Below are 15,798 nucleotides of genomic sequence, written 5' to 3'. Positions count from 1 at the left end.
CTCACTGGTCGTTCCAGTTGTACTGGGTCCCCAGCAGCCCCCCGTAGTTCTGGTTGTTCGCGCTGCCGTGGTACCACTTCACGTGGCCGTCCGTGAAGGCCACGTTGGCCCCATCATTGTGGCGCGAGGAGATCAGGGAGAATTGCTGGCCGGTCAGGGGATTGCCCGAGCCGCAGCAGTTGGGCGCTCGGATGTAGCCGCCGCTGTACGACGGCGACTCACCCGGAGCGATGTGGTCGGCGACCATGATCGTCTCGGCCGGATGGGCGAACTGCCCCAGGGAGCGCTGGTCGCAGCCCCGGATGTTCCAGCCGTAGTTGCCGGCGGTCGCCGTGTTGGCCGACGCCGAGGGGCAGATGAACACCTGCGTGTTCTTGATGTAAGGCTGGACCACCTTGCCCCAGCAGTCATCGCTCGCGGACGCCCCCGCGTTGTCGCAGTGCCTGGGCGTGCGCTCGTCGTAGTCCTGGGCGTACTGCATGACAGCCAGACCGATCTGCTTGCAGTTGCTTTGGCAGCTTGACTGGCGGGCCTTCTCGCGGGCTTTGGCGAAGACAGGGAACAGGATCGCCGCGAGAATGGCGATGATGGCAATCACGACGAGAAGCTCGATGAGTGTGAAGCCGCGGGTTCTCATAGCGTACCTCCTGTGAGGATGTCGCACAGACTTACCGTTGAGTTTACCCATTTTCTACCATGTTGTAACTGCGGCCCCCATGTAATGCCAGCGCCGCGCGCGAGATCACAGCCATGGCTCTGGGCAGGTAGCCGCCCCGCCCCGGCGAATAGCCTCAGTCACCTGGAGATACTTGGTGACGAGAGAGGGAACCGAGCCATGCCATCACTGCAGGAGCAGAGGAATCTGGCGGCCGCGGAGCTGACGCAACTGGCCGAGGAGGGCGCCCGCACCGTGGAGCTGGCTCGGGCCCTGAAGCTGGCCGGGGAGCAGGACGAGGCGATGCAGGCGGAGGCCCTCGAGGTCTTCTGGCGCGAGGCCGTCGTCGCGCAGGAGGAGCTGCAGACGCCCTACGTGGAGCCCTCGACCCTCCCCGAGATCCAGGCCGAGCGTCCGGCCGGGCCGCGACGGCTGCCGCTGGCCGACGGGGATATGCTGCAGGACCGGATGCTGGGCGCGTGGCTGGGCCGCTGCGCCGGCTGCATGTTGGGCAAGCCGGTGGAGGGCTGGCCGCGCGCGAACATCGAGAAGCTGCTGCAGGCGGCCGACGCCCTGCCGCTGGACAACTACTTCCCGCCCGTCGAGGACCTCCCCGAAGGGCTCAAGTGGCATCCGAGCTACCATGAGTGCCTGCGAGGCAACATCACCCACGGCGTGCGCGACGACGACACCGACTACACCGTGCTGGGGCTGCACATCCTGGAGGCCCACGGCCCGCAGTTCGGGCCGCGGCACGTGGCCCAGGAGTGGCTGCTGCGCCTGCCGTACCACAAGACCTACACCGCCGAGCGCGTGGCCTACCGCAACCTGGTGAACGACGTGTGGCCGCCGGATTCGGCGGTCGTGATGAACCCGTACCGCGAGTGGATCGGAGCGCAGATCCGGGCTGACGGCTTCGGCTATGGCGCCGCCGGGTGGCCGGAGCGGGCCGCCGACTTCGCCTGGCGCGACGCCTCGATCTCCCACACCAAGAATGGCATCTATGGCGAGATGTTCTTCGCGGCGCTGATTGCGGCATGTCTGGCGATGGACGACCTCCACGCGGCGATCGAGGTGGCGCTGAGCGAGATCCCGGCCCGGTGCCGCCTGGCCGAGGCGGTGCGCGACATGCTCGCCTGGTGCGGTGAGGGCCCGTGGGAGGCGACCTGGGACCAGGTGATGGCCAAGTATGGCCACTACCACCCGGTCCACACGATCAACAACGCCTGCCTGGTGCTGATGGGCCTGCTGCACAGCGGCGGGGACTTCACGAAGGCCATCTGCATCGCGGTGACGGGGGGCCTGGACACCGACTGCAACGGCGCGACGGCGGGGTCGGTGATGGGGGCGCTGCTGGGGGCGCGGGCGCTGCCGGCGAAGTGGACAGAGCCGCTGGGCGACACGCTGCACAGCGCCATAGACGGCTTCAATGTCAACCGCATCAGCGACCTGGCGCAGCGTTCCGTGGAGATGGCGGAGAAGGTGCTGAGTTAGGGACCGGCGATTGGGGACGGACTGCGGGAGTGACGCCCGGCGGTAGGGGGACGCCGGGCGTTTGACCGTCCACGGGAATGACTATACATACAATGAGGATGACGATGGCGTCCTCAGGTGAGGACCATGCTCGACAAGCTGGTGCTGTCAGACCAGGAATGGGAGATCGTGCTGGACCTGCTGGAGCGTGAGCGGCGCGAGTTGCCGGCCGAGGTGCGCCACACCGACAAGCGGGCCTACCGGCACAGGCTGGAAGAGCGCCTGGATACGGTGGAGGACCTCATTCGCCGCCTCCGCGAGGCGCTGGCTACGGCGCCGGCGGCGCCGGTGGGATAGCCGGCTCTTCCAGATAGATCTCCTCCTCGGTGGTAGTCGCCTCCAGATGGCGCCTGCGCAGTGACTGCAGCAGCGCCCCCAGATCGTACCCGCCGAAGATGATGACCAGGATGGACAGGATACTGAACACGCCCAGGCTGATGAACCAGATGTAGGTCCAAAGTGACATCCAGAAGTCAGTCACGGTCAGGCCACCTCCTCGTCATCCGGTACGGCAGGGGCGGAGTCGTCAGGCACAAGCAGCGATACCACCACCATCAGTATCAGCGCCAGGGCCCCGACGACCAGCCCCAGGATCTCGATCTTGGGGACGGGCACGCCGGCCCCGGTGAGAGCCGACTTGATCGGCCCCAGCTCCAGCAGCATCAGGAAGCCGCTGGCGAAGGCCGCATAGGCTCCGGCGCGACTGGCCTTCTTCCAGTAGATCCCACACACCAGCACGGCGAAGGCGCCGGTGAAGTAGACCGCCCCCGTGAGCGCCATGTAGTCCCACAGGCGCTCGGCTAGCGGGTACCACAGCCCCCAGACGAGCAGGAAGAACGCGATCAGGCACATGATGGCGCGGGCGATGTTGATCCGGGCCCGGCTGCCGAGGCGGTTGCCGCACAGGGGGGCGACGAAGTCCTGCGTGAGCACCGCGCTCCAAGTGTGCAGGTACGTGTTGTAGGTGGACATGGCCGCCGCCAGCATGCCGGCGGTCAGCAAGCCGATGAACCCCACCGGCATGATGGTGCTCAGCGCGATGGGCATGGCCCGCAACTGGAAGGTGCCCAACTCGCCCGCCGCCTTCGTGTTCTCCGGATCGGCGGCGACGGCGGCCTTGAGGCCCAGCAGGATCTCGCGCAGCTGCGGGTTGCTGAAGACGAAGACCAGGGCGCAGATGCCCCAGAAGTACGGGACGATGAAGCGTACCAGGAAGCCGATGGAGCCCCACGAGTAGGTGTTGCGCACGACCTTCTCCGTCTCGGCCGACGTCGCCCGCATGACGGAAGTCTGCCAGACGCAGGCGCTGATGAAGCCCAGGAACAGCATCCAGACGAGGTACGTCGGACCGATGCCATCGGCAGTCAGGGGGTTGAAACCCTTGTCGCCGGTGATCTGCTGCACGTTGACCAGGATGCCGTTCCAGCCGAAATGCATCATCAGGATGACGCTGGTGACGATCATGCCTATGGACATCACGGTGTACTGCAGGTAGTCGGTGAAGACGACGGAGATCATGCCCCCGACGGTGGTGTACATCAGCACCAGGAGCAGGATCAGAGTCATGGCCCACTTGAGCGTGTTGTCGTCGTTCATGCCGACGACGCTGGTGACGAACATGGCGTCGGCCTTGAGGAACATGCCCATGTTCAGGATGCCCGAGGCCGCCAGGATGAGGCCGCCGAAGATGCGCAGGCCGCGGCTGAAGCGCCGCTCATAGAACTCGGGGATGGTCATGATGCCCAGGCGGCGCAGGGGCACCACGATGAAGCCGGTCTGTCCGACAATCAGCCCGGCGATTGCCGCCAACACCGCCACCGAGAAGGCGGCGAAGGCGCTGGTGAAACCCATCTGGGCCGAGTACATGACCGTGACGAGGCCCAGTTCGGCGGCGATCATCGAGGCCACACCCAGGTAGGTGCGCACCGAGCGCCCGGCCACCACATAGTCATCCATGTCGCGGATGTACTTCATCGCCCACATGCCGGCGATGGTGGAGGCCACCAGGAAGGCGATGACGATTGCCCAGTCGGCGACGCTGAAGTTGGTGTGGACCTGCAGTTGCTGAAGGGCGTCCATGTGCGAAGCTCCGAAGCAGCGGGGGTTGGAGCGCAGAGGCACACACAGTAAACGGAAAACGGGGAGGGCCTGTCAACCCCGAATCGCGCGATCAGGCGCGCCGCTAGGGCTGCCGGGCCGCGAGCGCCAGTTGCACCTTGCTGACCAGCTCACTGAGATTGGCGCGCTTTTGCAGCAGGCCGGAGATGCCCAGGTCGGCGCAGGTCTCCGGGGGGACCTCGTCAATGTTCCCGGTGATGATGAGCTTGGCGGGCCGCCGGTCGGCCGGGATCGCGTTGATGCGCCGGATCAGCTCCAGCCCCTCCATGTCCGGCATCTGCAGGTCCACCAGCACCAGGTCAAAGGGGCTGCCGATCAGCAGCTGCAGCGCCTCGGCGCCGCCGGCCGCCTCGGCCACCTCGTAGCCAAGGCGCTCGAGCAACTCCCGACACACTTCCCGTACCGGCTCCTCGTCATCGGCGATGAGGATGCGCCCGCTCTCGGGCCGCCGGAAGGGCTTGTCGGCGACGGGGAGGGTCTCCGACAGGCCCGGCGCCGGCAGGTAGACCGTGAACTTGGTGCCGCAGCCGACCTCGCTCTCCACCTCGATGTCCCCGCCGTGCTCGTGGACGATGGTCTGAGCCACGCTCAGACCCAGGCCGCGCCCGGGCAGGAAGGCGTCCGCAGCGGCGCGCCCCTCCAGCCACGACCCGGCGGCGCCCTTGGTGGTGAAGAAGGGATCGAACAGCCGGGGGAGGTTCTCGGGGGCCACGCCGTGGCCGGTGTCCGCGACGCTGATGAAGATGCGCCCATCGTCGTCCAGGCCGGTAGCGATCGTCAGGCGCTTGGTGGGGCGGTCGTGCATGGCTTGCTGGGCGTTGATGACCAGGTTGATAAGTGCTTGGCCCAACTCCGCGCGGTTGCCGTGCACGCGCAGCGGCAGCGGCGACTGCATGATCTCGACCTGAATGCCCATGGTGCTGAACTCGCGCTCGACCAGGGTGAGCGCGGAGTCCACCAGTTCGGACACGTCGAGGTCCTCACGCCCGCCACTGCCCCCCCGGGCGAAGGCGACGAGCTTGGTGGTGATCTCCGAGGCACGCTCGGCAGCCTCGCGGACGCGGTTGATGTGCTGGCGCGTCCCTGCATCCAGGTCGTCCCGCATCAGCAGCAGGTCCAGCGTGCCCAGGATCGCGAAGTGCAGGTTGTTGTACTCATGGGCGATGCCGCCCGCGAGCATCCCCACGGCGGAGAGCCGGTCGGCCCGCCGCACCTTCTCCTCCAGCCGCACGTGGTCGGTCACGTCCGTGGTCAGACCGTAGAACCGCAGCGCGTCACCCTCGCGCACGATGTGCCCGCGGGTGTGGGCCCAGCGGATCTCGCCGTCCTGGCGCACGATGCGCACCCGCTGGTGCAGCTCGGAATCGCCGTCGGCGATGGCGCGCCGCCACTCGGTGAGTGCCTGGGGCCGGTCATCGGGGTAGATGATCTCGCCCCACAACTCCGGCCTGTCAGCGAAGTCCTGCGGGGTGTAGCCGGTCAGGCCGACCACGCCGCCCGAGACCAGCACCGTGCGCTGCTCCGGCTCCAGCTCCAGCGTCCAGATGGTGTCGCGCAGGTGGTCGGCAAGCTGCTCATATTCGCGGCGCTCGGTGGTGACCTGCTGGAGCAGGAAGTGTCGCAGGACGAGTTCGGCGATGTGATGGGCCACCAGCCCCAGCACGACGTCGGCCCCGGGGGCCAGTCGCCCCTGCCGCGAGAAACACCACAGCGCTCCCAGCACCACATCATCCGCACGCAGGGGCTCGGCGGCAAAGACGTGGTGGCTGCTCTCCCACACGGCAGCGGCCGGCTCGTCGGCATCGTCGGCGCACCGCGTGACGGACGTCCGGCTACACACACAGTGGCCGACGAGACTGCCTTCGAGGGGGGCCAGGGCTGCCTGGCGCTCTTCCTGGGTAGACAGGCCCTGCTGCGCGCACAGGCGCAACGGCGGGGCCACATCGTCCTCAACCAGGTGTACTCCGGCCGCATCGGCCCCCACAGACCCCACCAGCTGCCCCAACTCGGTCTCCAGCACGTCCAGCAGCGAGGTCAGGTGCGTCGGCAGGTCGGGCTGGTACCGCGCAGCGGCTGCTGCCGGGCTGCAGACAGAGCGGGGGAGTTGCGGCTCGTCGGGGGCGACATCGCGCATGGTGTTCACATTCCTGGCACGACCGGGTCCGAGACGTAATCATACAGTATTCGTCTCGTTGGGCGCATTGTCCTTCCCCTGCATCAAGTTGGCTTCAAGCCGCAGTCATTCGTCCCGGATGTAGCCTCAAGGCGAGTACGCCGGCAGCGACGTGCAGGAGAGGAGCCGCCGGGGAAGGAACTGTGCCGGCCAGCGGCACCTGCAAGGGAGGCCAGAGGCATGGCAAGCCAGCGCCGAGACCCTCGGTGGCCTGAGATGCGCCTTCTGCTGGTCGCGTGCGTCACGCTCGCGGCCCCGGCGCGCCTGTGCGCCCAGGGGGAGGCGGTGCGCGAACTGGCGCGCACCGACCAGGCCGTGACCCTCGGCACGTCCCAGTTCCGGGTCAGCGTCGAGCGCACGGGCACCCTCCGCAACGTGCGCGTGGGCGAGACGCAACTCGTCTCCTTCATTGCCCTGTACACGACCCCTACCTCGCCTGAGACGGGCAAGGGTGTGCGCGGCTGCCAGGCCGAGACGCCCGGCCTCGGCGACCGCGCCCCACAGATGGACGTGACTTGCGCCGAGGGCGGCGCGCAGGTTGCCGTCACCCGTGTCTGCTCCCACCCCCAGGTGCTGGACAATGCCCCCCTGTGGCGGCTACGCGAGACCGTGCGTGTCAGCCCCGGGGGCGAACTGGATCTGCGCTACGAGTGCCACTTCGACCGGCTCTTGCGCTGGGGAGGCTTCGACCTGGTCACGGCGCTGACCATGGAAGCCGTACGCGGCAAGCCCTTCCAGACGTTCCTGCCGGGCCTGACGATCCCGGGCGAGGCGCCGGGCAACCTGCCCGACCGGGACCATTCCCAGGGCCTCATGGGCGCCCGGGTCGAGAGCACCGCCGGGCCCCTGGCGTTGTGGTTCGGGGGCACCAGCCGCGTACAGATGCAGGACTGGACCCAGTACCTGAGCTTCCTGGCGGGCCCCGCCCAGATGCCCCACGGAGGGCTGTACACCTACCGCGACACTGAGACGTGCTTCACGGTGGCCCTGCGGCTGCCGGTGAACTGAGGGAGGCTTCCTGATGCGAATGCTCACTGTGTGCACAATCCTGCTGGCCTTGCCGGCGGCGCTCTTCGCCGCGTGTACCGTGCAGCAGCAGACGGTCGGCGGCGAGCCGGTGGTCGTGCTGGACAACGACCTCGTGCGCGTCACCGTGGCCCCGATGCGGGGCGGGCAGATCAGCGACATCGTGCTCAAGGCCACCGGCAAGCACCTGTGTGCCGAGGAGACGGGGCTGTTCGTGGACCGCGTGTGGAACTACGACGACCCGCAGATCTACCAGCAGTGGGAGAAGCTCCCGTATGAGTTCAAGCTCAAGGGCGGCGGCACTGATGCCGCCGTCGAGCTGACGCGCCGCGGCAACGGTGACGTCGCCGGGCGCATGATCGTGCACAAGACCTTCAGCCTCACCGACGGCAGTGCCGCCATCCGGGCCGACTACCGCTTCGAGATCGCCCAGGAGGCCATGACGCCGATGCGCATCGGCATGTGGTTCCACGGCCGCCCCGGGGTGCGCGGGGAGAAGAACACGTTCGTCCTGCCCAGCGACGGGAAGATCCAGGAGATCGCCTACGGCGCCGGGGCCAAGGGCGAGTACTGGTGGTACCAGCCGGAGCGCGGCTGGCTCGCGGCCCGCGGCGAGAGCGGCGACGGCCTGGCCATCTGCATGGAGTACAAGCGCCTCATGCTGTTCTACCAGTGGCTGCATGATGCCATGCCCGGCCTGGAATGGGCCTTCCGCTCCTTCGACATCCAGAACGGCGAGTCGCTCGACACGACGGTGTGGCTGGTGCCGTTCCAGGGGCTGCCCAATGTGACCGGAGCCGCGCCGGAGGTCGTGGGGGCGCTGGAGATCGCGCCGCAAGTGGCAGCCGACGCGAAGGAGGTGCCGTTCAAGGTCACCTTGAGTGGGTCCGGGCCCGCGGAGTGTACGCTGCGGACCTACATCAAGGGGCCAGACGGACAGGAGAGCAAGAGAACCGAAAGCCAGCTCACGCTCAAACCGTTGCCGACCTTCAGTGCCTCGACCGACACCTTCGTCAAGCCTGCGGGCCCGGGCACGTACGTCGTGCGGGCGGTTGTGGAGATCGGCGGCAAGAGCGTGCTCGAGTTCGAGCGGCCCTGCATCGTGAGGCAGGCCACCGGCCAGTACGCGCTGCAGCCGCTGGAGCAGCGCCTGGGGCGCGAGGGCGAGAAGTTCGGGGACAAGATGGCGACCGCCGGCAACGCTCCTCCCGACCTGAAGCTGTCCGGGGAGATCGTCACCCCGCACACGCCCTGGGCCCGGCCGTACGCCAGGGGCAAGACCCGGGCGCTCATCATCAACAGCTACCTCACGGGCCGCGAGACGATCGAGCTGGCCCAGCGTCTCGATCTGGACTACGTCGCGCCGACGGTCGGCTCGTCCTATGAGTTGGGCTACACCATCGGCCTGCTGCCGCGCGAGATCAACCTCAAGCAGTCGCAGGGCTACGTCCGTGCGGCGCTCAAGCAGGACTACGACGTGATCCTCATCGGCGGGCTGACCGGTGCGTTCTTCGACCAGGAGTTGCTGGACGCGATCTTCGCCAAGGTCCGCAACGGCACGGGCCTGGTCTGGGTGCAGCCCAACAAGCTGCCCGCCGAGGCCGAGGCGCTCCTGCCGCTGACGCAGTTCAAGCCGACGAACCTGCCCCAACTGACCTGGAAGAAGACGGCCGACCATGCGCTGACGGCGGGACTGCCGTGGGAAGCGCTGCCGCAAACGGGCTGCTCGGCCTACAAGGCCAACGGCGAGTTGCTGGCGCTGGCCGGAGACCGGCCGCTGCTGGCGGTGCGCGAGGAGGGCAAGGGGCGCATCGTGGGGCTGGGCTACAACACCTCGTGGCAGGGCCCTGGGAGCTACAGCAACGGGATCACCCCGTGGGTGCGCAACGCCACGCAGCAGTTCCCATACTGGGACTACCACTACGGCCTGCTGGCGCGGGCGATGCTCTGGGCGGCACGGCGCGAGCCGGAGCTGCGCGTCAAGGAAGTCAGCGGGCAGTTGCCCGGCGACCCGATCAGCAGCAGCACCGAGGGCGTCATCGGGGTGACGGTGGACAACCCCGGCCCGGCCCGCCAGGTCGAGGCCTGGGTGGGGATCCGCGATGAGTTCGGGCAGGTTGAGGCCCAGAGCACCCTCAAGTGCCAGGTCCCCACAGGCGTCGGGGCGATCTACCCCAAGTGGCCGGGGCGCATGACCTGCGGGCTGCACCTGGTGGACGTCATCCTGCGCGAGGGCGGCAAGGTGGTGGCCTGGGGGAGCGGGGCGGTCAAGCCCTCGATGCAGTGGGTCGCGACACTCAAAGACCTGAAGACGGACAAAGAGTGCTACGGCGGCGGTGACACGCTCGCGGCGACGGTGGGCCTGACCGGCGCGGCCCCGGGGCGCAAGCTGACTCTGCAGTGGTTGCTGACCGACGCTCTCGGGCGTCTCCTGGCCACCCAGACGGTGCCGGTCGAGGCCGGCAAGAGCGAGGCCACGGGCACGCTCGCCGTCCCCGAGCCGCTGGCCCAGGCGGGCGTGGTGCGCGCCGTGCTGCTCGACGAGGGCAAGCCGCTTTCGGTGCAGCAGGCGCAGGTCTTGCTCATGCCCACGCGCACTGCCCGCCGCGACTGGAACCCGATGACGTGGACGCTGTGGGGCAATCCCGCTGGCGCGTACAGCGTGGACTCCCTGCACCAGGTCGCCTCCGACCAGTGCCGCCGGATGGGCCTGGACACCGTGCAGGTCAGCAGCAGCTGGCTCCAGCCCGAGGAGAACCGCTCCAACTACGAGGCCGGCTTCCGGCTCATGCCCTACGGCATTGGCGGCAACCCCCTGCGCCTGCCGGAACGCCAGGGGCGCGACGGCAAGCCGGGCTTCCACGACCTGCAGGAGCAGTACGTCAAGACCCACGACAAGCAGTACCTCGTGCGCCCTGTGTCCCTGGAGGACCCGGCCATGCGCGCGGAGCAGGCCAAGCAGATTGCCGAGCGGGTGAAGGTGCTCGCGCCCTTCAAGCCGATGGGCTACTGCCTGGGCGATGAGCTGGGCACGACGTACTACACCACCCCCTTCGACTTTGACTTCAGCCCCGTCAGCCTCGCCGCCTTCCGCCAGTGGCTGCAGACGCAGTACGCCGACCTGGCGGCCCTGAACCGCGAGTGGGAGACCCAGTTCGCCACCTGGGATGAGGTCATGCCGATGACGGCGCTGGAGGTGGCCAAGCGCGGCAACTACGCCCCCTGGGCCGACCACCGCACCTACATGGAGTTCGCCTTCGCCGACTACATGAAGTTCGTGCGCGACGAAGTGCGCAAGACCGACCCGGAGGGGCGCATCGGCATCTCCGGGACGCAGGCGGCCGAGGCGTATGGCGGCTTCGACTGGTGGCGGCTGGCCCACACGCTGGACTTCATCCAGGCCTACGACCACCAGAACACCGGCGAGATGCACCGTAGCTTCGGGATGGTCAGCCTGCCCTGGTGGGGCTATGCCAGCCTGAACCCCGACCTGTCCTACACGATGTGGAACCGCTTCCTCAACCAGGCGCGGGGCGGCAGCTTCTTCGTCTACAACTATATGCTCAACCCCGACATGACGCTGCCCAAGTCGGCGGCGGACGGCCTGAGCGACATCCGCGACCAGCAGGCCGGGCTGGGGCTGCTGCTGGCCCTCTGTGCCCGCCCGCCCGATGTCCTGGTGCACTACTCGCAGGCCAGCATCCATGCGGCGTACATCTGCGACAATGACGACCTGTTCCGCAACAACCGCGACGGCTGGATGCGGGCGATTGACGACTGCGGCATGCAGGCGGACTTCATCTCGTACGCGGAGATCGAGAACGGGAAGCTGGCCACGTTCAAGGCAGCCGGCACCCGGCCGAGGGTGCTGATCCTGCCGTACTCGCAAGCGCTCTCCGCGAAGGAAGTCGAGGCGATTCGGGCCTTCGTGCAGGCAGGGGGTGTCGTCATCGCCGATGGACGCCCGGGGCTGATGGATGAGCACTGCCGGACGCTGCCGCAGGGCGCGCTGGATGAGGTCTTCGGCATCGCGAGCAAGCCGGATGGCGTGGAGAAGATGCTGCAGGGAGACTTAGCCCTCAGGGGACTGAAGGTGGACGACTACTGCGCCAGCCCGTCGCTGACACTGACCACGGGCAAGGCGCGGGCGGACATCGCCGGTAAGCCAGCCTACATCCTCAACCAGTACGGCAAGGGTGGGGCCATCCTGCTCAACATGTTCCTCAACAGCTACCCGCGCCGGCAGGAATTGGGTGCAGAGAACGTCCTGTCTGCGTTCGTGCACACGGTCTTCGACTCCATCGGGGCAGAATCATACTGCGAGGTCAGCGTATCGAGCGGCCACAGGGTCAAAGTGCGGCACTTCGTGAACGGGGCGGCGCACTACGTTGGCTTCTTGCGGGACACGAAGCCCGGCGGGTGCACCGTAAGCACGGTGCAGAAGCTCGGGATGCAGGTCTATGATGCTCGCCAGGGCAAGTACGTGGGAACGGGCCGGCTCAGCTTCGAGATGACCGCCGGCGAGGCGCGGCTGCTGACGCTGCTGCCCGAGCAGGTAGCCGCGGTGCGGGTGCAGGCGTCAGCGACGAAGCTGGCCCCCGGGGCGCAGGTGCAGTACACCGTGGCAGCGCTCGGCCAGAAGACGAAGCTGCCCCGCGCCTTCGGCGTCGAGGTCACCGACCCGGCGGGGACGCTACGGAGCTACTACGGCGCGCAACTGGCGGCGACGCAGGATGTCGCGCGGGGGAGCTTCCAGCTCGCGCTCAACGACACGCCCGGCAAGTGGCAGATCGTGGCGACCGACCTGGCGACGGGAACGAAGGGCGCGGCGTCATTCACGGTGACGCCGTAATGTTGCGCAGGACAGGACACGAGCCGGAGGGAACCATCCGGCACATCATCTCGTCTCAGGAGCCCATCCCATGGCCCGCTTCATCCGCGTCACCACCGTCGCCTACCAGGGCGTCGAGCAGGGGGCGGATTTCCATGCCCGCACCCGCGACAAGATGGCCGACTACCTGGAGCAGGCCGCGTTGGCCAAACCCGACCTGGTGGTCTTCCCCGAGACCTTCAACATGGGCGGCATCCCGTGGGAACAGTGGCCCGAGAACGCCGAGGCCATTCCCGGGCCGCTGACCGACCGGGCCGCTGAGATCGCCGCCAGGCACAAGATGGTTGTCTGCGTGCCACTGCTGGAGCGCGATGGCGATACGCTCTACAACACCGCCTGCTTCCTGGACCGCGAGGGACAGATTCTGGGCAAGTACCACAAGTTCCAGCCGACCATCGGCGAGATGGAGGCGGGGATTGTGCCGGGGACCGACGCCCCGACCTTCGACACCGACTTCGGCAAGCTCGGCGCCGCCATCTGCTTCGACCTCAAGTTCGTCGAGGTCGGCCAGCGGCTCGCGGCCCACGAAGCGCGCGTTGTGTGCTTCGTGTCGGCCTTCATCGGCGGGGAGCGGCTGCTGCACTGGGCGCGGGACTTCGGCTTCTACATCGTGTCGAGTTGCTCAGCGCGTAGCTACATCGTGGACATGGCCGGCCGCTTCCTGGGCAGCTCCGGCTGGGAAGACAACCAGGTCCGCGCCGGGCTGCTGCCGCCACTGCTCTCGACGGTCATCAACGCCGACCGGATGCTCTTCCACCTGGACTACAACCAGAACAAGTTCCCGGAGATTCTCAAGAAGTACGGGCCGGGCGTCGAGATCGAGAACCACTACCCCGAGGCCCACTTCACGCTGGCTTCCCTGATGGATGAGGTCACGGTGGAGGACATCGTGGCGGAGTTCGAGCTGGAGACCTGGACCCAGTACCTGGCCCGCGCGCGCCGGGAGCGGGAGCGGTATCTCAAGCAGGCGGGGCTGTAGACCGGACCCTCAGCACGCCCTGGAGGCGCCCCATGGCAGACACGATCACGCTGCGCGGCGAGCATCTCATCAACCTGTACCGGTATGCCCACGAGCACAACTACCGGCTGATGTTCGGCGTCCGGCAGGGCTACACGCCCGAGTTCGCCGAGCGCCACGACGAGCTGCTCCAGCGCATCGTGGACCACCCCCAGCAGCCCGTGCGCGTGGTCATGGGTTGTGATGACCTGTGCCTGAAGGTCCCCTGCCCGAAGCGCTCGGACGAGTGCGAGGCCGTGGACCTGCTGGCCAAGGACCGCGCCACGGCCCAGGCCTTCGGGGTGGAGCTGGACGTCACCTATAGCGCCGAGGAGCTGCTGCGCGCCCTGGACCGCATGCCGCCGGACAAGGCGCCGCGGTAGACGCCCGGGCCGTGGGCGCTGCGTCGCGGGCTAGCCCTTCAGCGCCATCTCCAGCGCCTCTTGCTCCTCTTCGGTCAGCGGCATCTCGGCCTTGCCGCTGACGATCCCCCGCAGGAAGACACGGCAGGACTGCAGGCTGTACATCGAGGTAATCATCATCCCGTGGTTGCGGGCGTCGAGCAGGGCCAGGGCGAAGCTGAGGTTGCCGCCGACGCCCTCCTCGGAGTTGAAGCGCTTGAGCCCGACGCGCTGGACGGCCCCGCGTAGCTGGTTGCGAATCTGCTCGCGGGCTGACTCCAGCTCGCGCAGCCGCCCCTCCTGTGCCTGCACCTGGGAGAGCAGTTGGGCCAGCAATTGCTGCCCCGCGGGTTCAGCCAGGTGCGCCTCCAGGCGCTGCATCTCCGGGGTGGGGGTAGCCAGGGCCTTGGCCTGCTTGGCCTGCCACAGCGCCAGCCCGGCGGCAGCCAGGGCGATGAGCGAGACGGCTAGCGGCACCCACATCAGCAGTCCCGACATGGCCTACCCCTTCTCCTCGGCCCGGCGGCGAATGGCGCGGCGGTCGAACTTCATCCGCACGTTCGGCGCCACCTCGACCTCTACCCAGTCGTCGCGCAGCTTGACGATCTTGCCGTAGATGCCGCCGGCGGTGATGATCTCATCCCCCTCCTTGATGGAGGTCACGAGGTCCTGGTGGCGCTTCTGGTTGCGCTTGGCGGGCATGATGATCATGTAGTAGAACAGCACAAACATGGCCACCATGAAGATGATGAGTGGCAGCAGGTCCTTCAGGTTGGTGGTATGCTCCACGACGGACTCCTCTCGGTAACGGCGCAGCGAAGGGTAAGGCAATTCGCCGCCGCGGTTCGCCGGTCCTTCCCGGGCGGCGAGAGCCTTCCGGACCCGGGAAGGCGTTGCAGCAGCGGGGGAGGTGTCTTCGCCGCTGCCGCCGAACTGCCCTGCTCCACCCGAAGGAGACATGCACCGTGAATGTGGCGCTGATTGGCCTGAAGGGCCACTATGGGACGGTCCTCGAGGGGCTCAAGGAGACGGGCAGCCGTCTGGTGGCCGTCTGCGACGACAACCCGGAGGTGCTGGCCGGGGTCCCCAAGTGGCCCACTGCCGACGCCGAGACGAAGACCTACACGGACTACCGCGAGTTGCTCGACCGCGAGCAGGTGGACGTCGTGGGCGAGTCGGGCGTGGACAGCCAGCGCGGCGAGATCATCCGAGCGTGCGCCGAGCGCGGCGTGCATGTCCTGGCCGAGAAGCCCCTGGCCTTCGACCTGGAGGAACTGGCGGCCGTGCGGCAGGCCGCGGTGCAGGGCGGCATCCAGGTGAGCATGTTGCTCACCATGCGCTTCGAGCCGGCTTACCGGCTGCTGCGGCAGTGCGTGCAGGAGGGGCTGATCGGCGACATCTGCCAGGGCGCGATGCAGAAGTCATACCGCCTGGGCAATCGCCCCGCCTGGCAGCGCGACCGGCGCACCTTCAGCGGCATCATCCCCTTCATCGGGATCCACGCGCTGGACTTGATCTCCTGGACGTCGGGCCGACAGTTCGTGCGCGGGGCGGCCTTCTGCGCCAACACGGGGCACCCGGAGATCCGGGACCTGGAGGACAACGCCTGCCTGGCGCTGGAGCTGGACAACGGGGCCTCGGCCGGCGCCCGGCTGGACTACTGCCGCCCGGCGGCCGCGCCGACCCACGGCGACGACCGCCTGCGCCTGGCCGGCAACAAGGGGGTCATCGAGTCCCTGGCCGCCGGAACGCAGGTGACGCTGATCACTGCGGACGAGGGCCCGCGCGAGCTGCCCTTGCCCCCGGCGGGCCGCCAGTTCGCCAACTTCGTCAAGTCCATCCAGGGCGACGAGGCCTGTGAGGTCCCGGCCGACGACTGTTTCCGCATGACCGAGGTCGTGCTCAAGCTGCGTGAAGCAGCCCGCACACACCAGGTCGTCCAGTTGTGATATGATTACTGAGGTTTGTAGAAGGAACAGGCCGTGGGTGCCGCGTCGTGTGCGG

General features: G+C 67.8%; 13 protein-coding genes. 7 read left to right on the top strand and 6 right to left on the bottom strand.

What is annotated here, in order from left to right; all coding sequences use genetic code 11:
* Position 1: 1 nt before the first annotated feature.
* On the bottom strand, positions 2-637 hold the full coding sequence (locus LLH23_04715; protein MCE5237777.1) for a DUF1559 domain-containing protein: 636 nt from the start codon (positions 635-637) through the stop codon (positions 2-4).
* A gap of 198 nt (positions 638-835) precedes the next feature.
* On the opposite strand from LLH23_04715, the gene LLH23_04710 reads away from it, so the two are divergent.
* On the top strand, positions 836-2,149 hold the full coding sequence (locus tag LLH23_04710) for an ADP-ribosylglycohydrolase family protein (protein MCE5237776.1): 1,314 nt from the start codon (positions 836-838) through the stop codon (positions 2,147-2,149).
* A 126-nt stretch (positions 2,150-2,275) separates the two neighbouring features.
* Positions 2,276-2,485 carry a hypothetical protein gene (locus LLH23_04705; GenBank protein ID MCE5237775.1) on the top strand — a complete coding sequence of 70 codons (210 nt, stop codon included), beginning with the start codon at positions 2,276-2,278 and terminating at the stop codon, positions 2,483-2,485.
* Here the strand turns inward: LLH23_04705 and LLH23_04700 are convergent.
* The 3 genes from LLH23_04700 to LLH23_04690 all read right to left on the bottom strand — a co-directional run bounded on the left by LLH23_04700 (position 2,457) and on the right by LLH23_04690 (position 6,440).
* Entirely contained in the window at positions 2,457-2,669 is a 213-nt protein-coding gene (locus LLH23_04700; protein ID MCE5237774.1) for a hypothetical protein, read from the bottom strand. The two genes, LLH23_04705 and LLH23_04700, sit on opposite strands and share 29 nt — an antisense overlap.
* Positions 2,670-2,671: 2 nt before the next feature.
* The gene (locus LLH23_04695) at positions 2,672-4,267 is read right to left on the bottom strand and encodes a sodium:solute symporter family protein (GenBank protein MCE5237773.1); all 1,596 of its coding nucleotides are present in this window, start codon (positions 4,265-4,267) and stop codon (positions 2,672-2,674) included.
* Between the two features lie 103 nt (positions 4,268-4,370).
* A complete protein-coding gene (locus LLH23_04690) occupies positions 4,371-6,440 on the bottom strand; it encodes a response regulator (protein ID MCE5237772.1) in 2,070 nt (689 codons plus the stop codon).
* 255 nt (positions 6,441-6,695) lie between these two features.
* Here LLH23_04690 and LLH23_04685 point away from each other — a divergent pair, with 255 nt between their 5' ends.
* The 4 genes from LLH23_04685 to LLH23_04670 all read left to right on the top strand — a co-directional run bounded on the left by LLH23_04685 (position 6,696) and on the right by LLH23_04670 (position 13,776).
* Positions 6,696-7,487: a hypothetical protein gene (locus tag LLH23_04685; protein MCE5237771.1), complete on the top strand. Its 792-nt coding sequence runs from the start codon at positions 6,696-6,698 to the stop codon at positions 7,485-7,487.
* A 13-nt stretch (positions 7,488-7,500) separates the two neighbouring features.
* Positions 7,501-12,357, top strand: coding sequence for a beta-galactosidase (locus tag LLH23_04680; GenBank protein ID MCE5237770.1), 4,857 nt, complete (start codon positions 7,501-7,503; stop codon positions 12,355-12,357).
* A gap of 70 nt (positions 12,358-12,427) precedes the next feature.
* On the top strand, positions 12,428-13,375 hold the full coding sequence (locus LLH23_04675) for a carbon-nitrogen hydrolase family protein (protein MCE5237769.1): 948 nt from the start codon (positions 12,428-12,430) through the stop codon (positions 13,373-13,375).
* 32 nt (positions 13,376-13,407) lie between these two features.
* Positions 13,408-13,776 (top strand): DUF1284 domain-containing protein, encoded by a 369-nt coding sequence (locus tag LLH23_04670; GenBank protein MCE5237768.1) that lies wholly within the window; start codon positions 13,408-13,410, stop codon positions 13,774-13,776.
* Between the two features lie 30 nt (positions 13,777-13,806).
* Here the strand turns inward: LLH23_04670 and LLH23_04665 are convergent, their stop codons facing one another.
* Together LLH23_04665 and yajC are read right to left on the bottom strand one after the other, a co-directional pair.
* On the bottom strand, positions 13,807-14,292 hold the full coding sequence (locus tag LLH23_04665; protein MCE5237767.1) for a DUF4446 family protein: 486 nt from the start codon (positions 14,290-14,292) through the stop codon (positions 13,807-13,809).
* 3 nt (positions 14,293-14,295) lie between these two features.
* Entirely contained in the window at positions 14,296-14,583 is a 288-nt protein-coding gene (gene yajC / locus LLH23_04660) for a preprotein translocase subunit YajC (protein ID MCE5237766.1), read from the bottom strand.
* Between the two features lie 176 nt (positions 14,584-14,759).
* On the opposite strand from yajC, the gene LLH23_04655 reads away from it, so the two are divergent.
* A complete protein-coding gene (locus LLH23_04655) occupies positions 14,760-15,743 on the top strand; it encodes a Gfo/Idh/MocA family oxidoreductase (GenBank protein MCE5237765.1) in 984 nt (327 codons plus the stop codon).
* The last annotated feature ends 55 nt before the right edge of the window (positions 15,744-15,798 follow it).

Source organism: bacterium (genome assembly GCA_021372615.1).
Lineage (GTDB): Bacteria > Armatimonadota > Zipacnadia > Zipacnadales > UBA11051 > JAJFUB01.
This window is presented reverse-complemented; position numbering and strand designations above follow the sequence as displayed.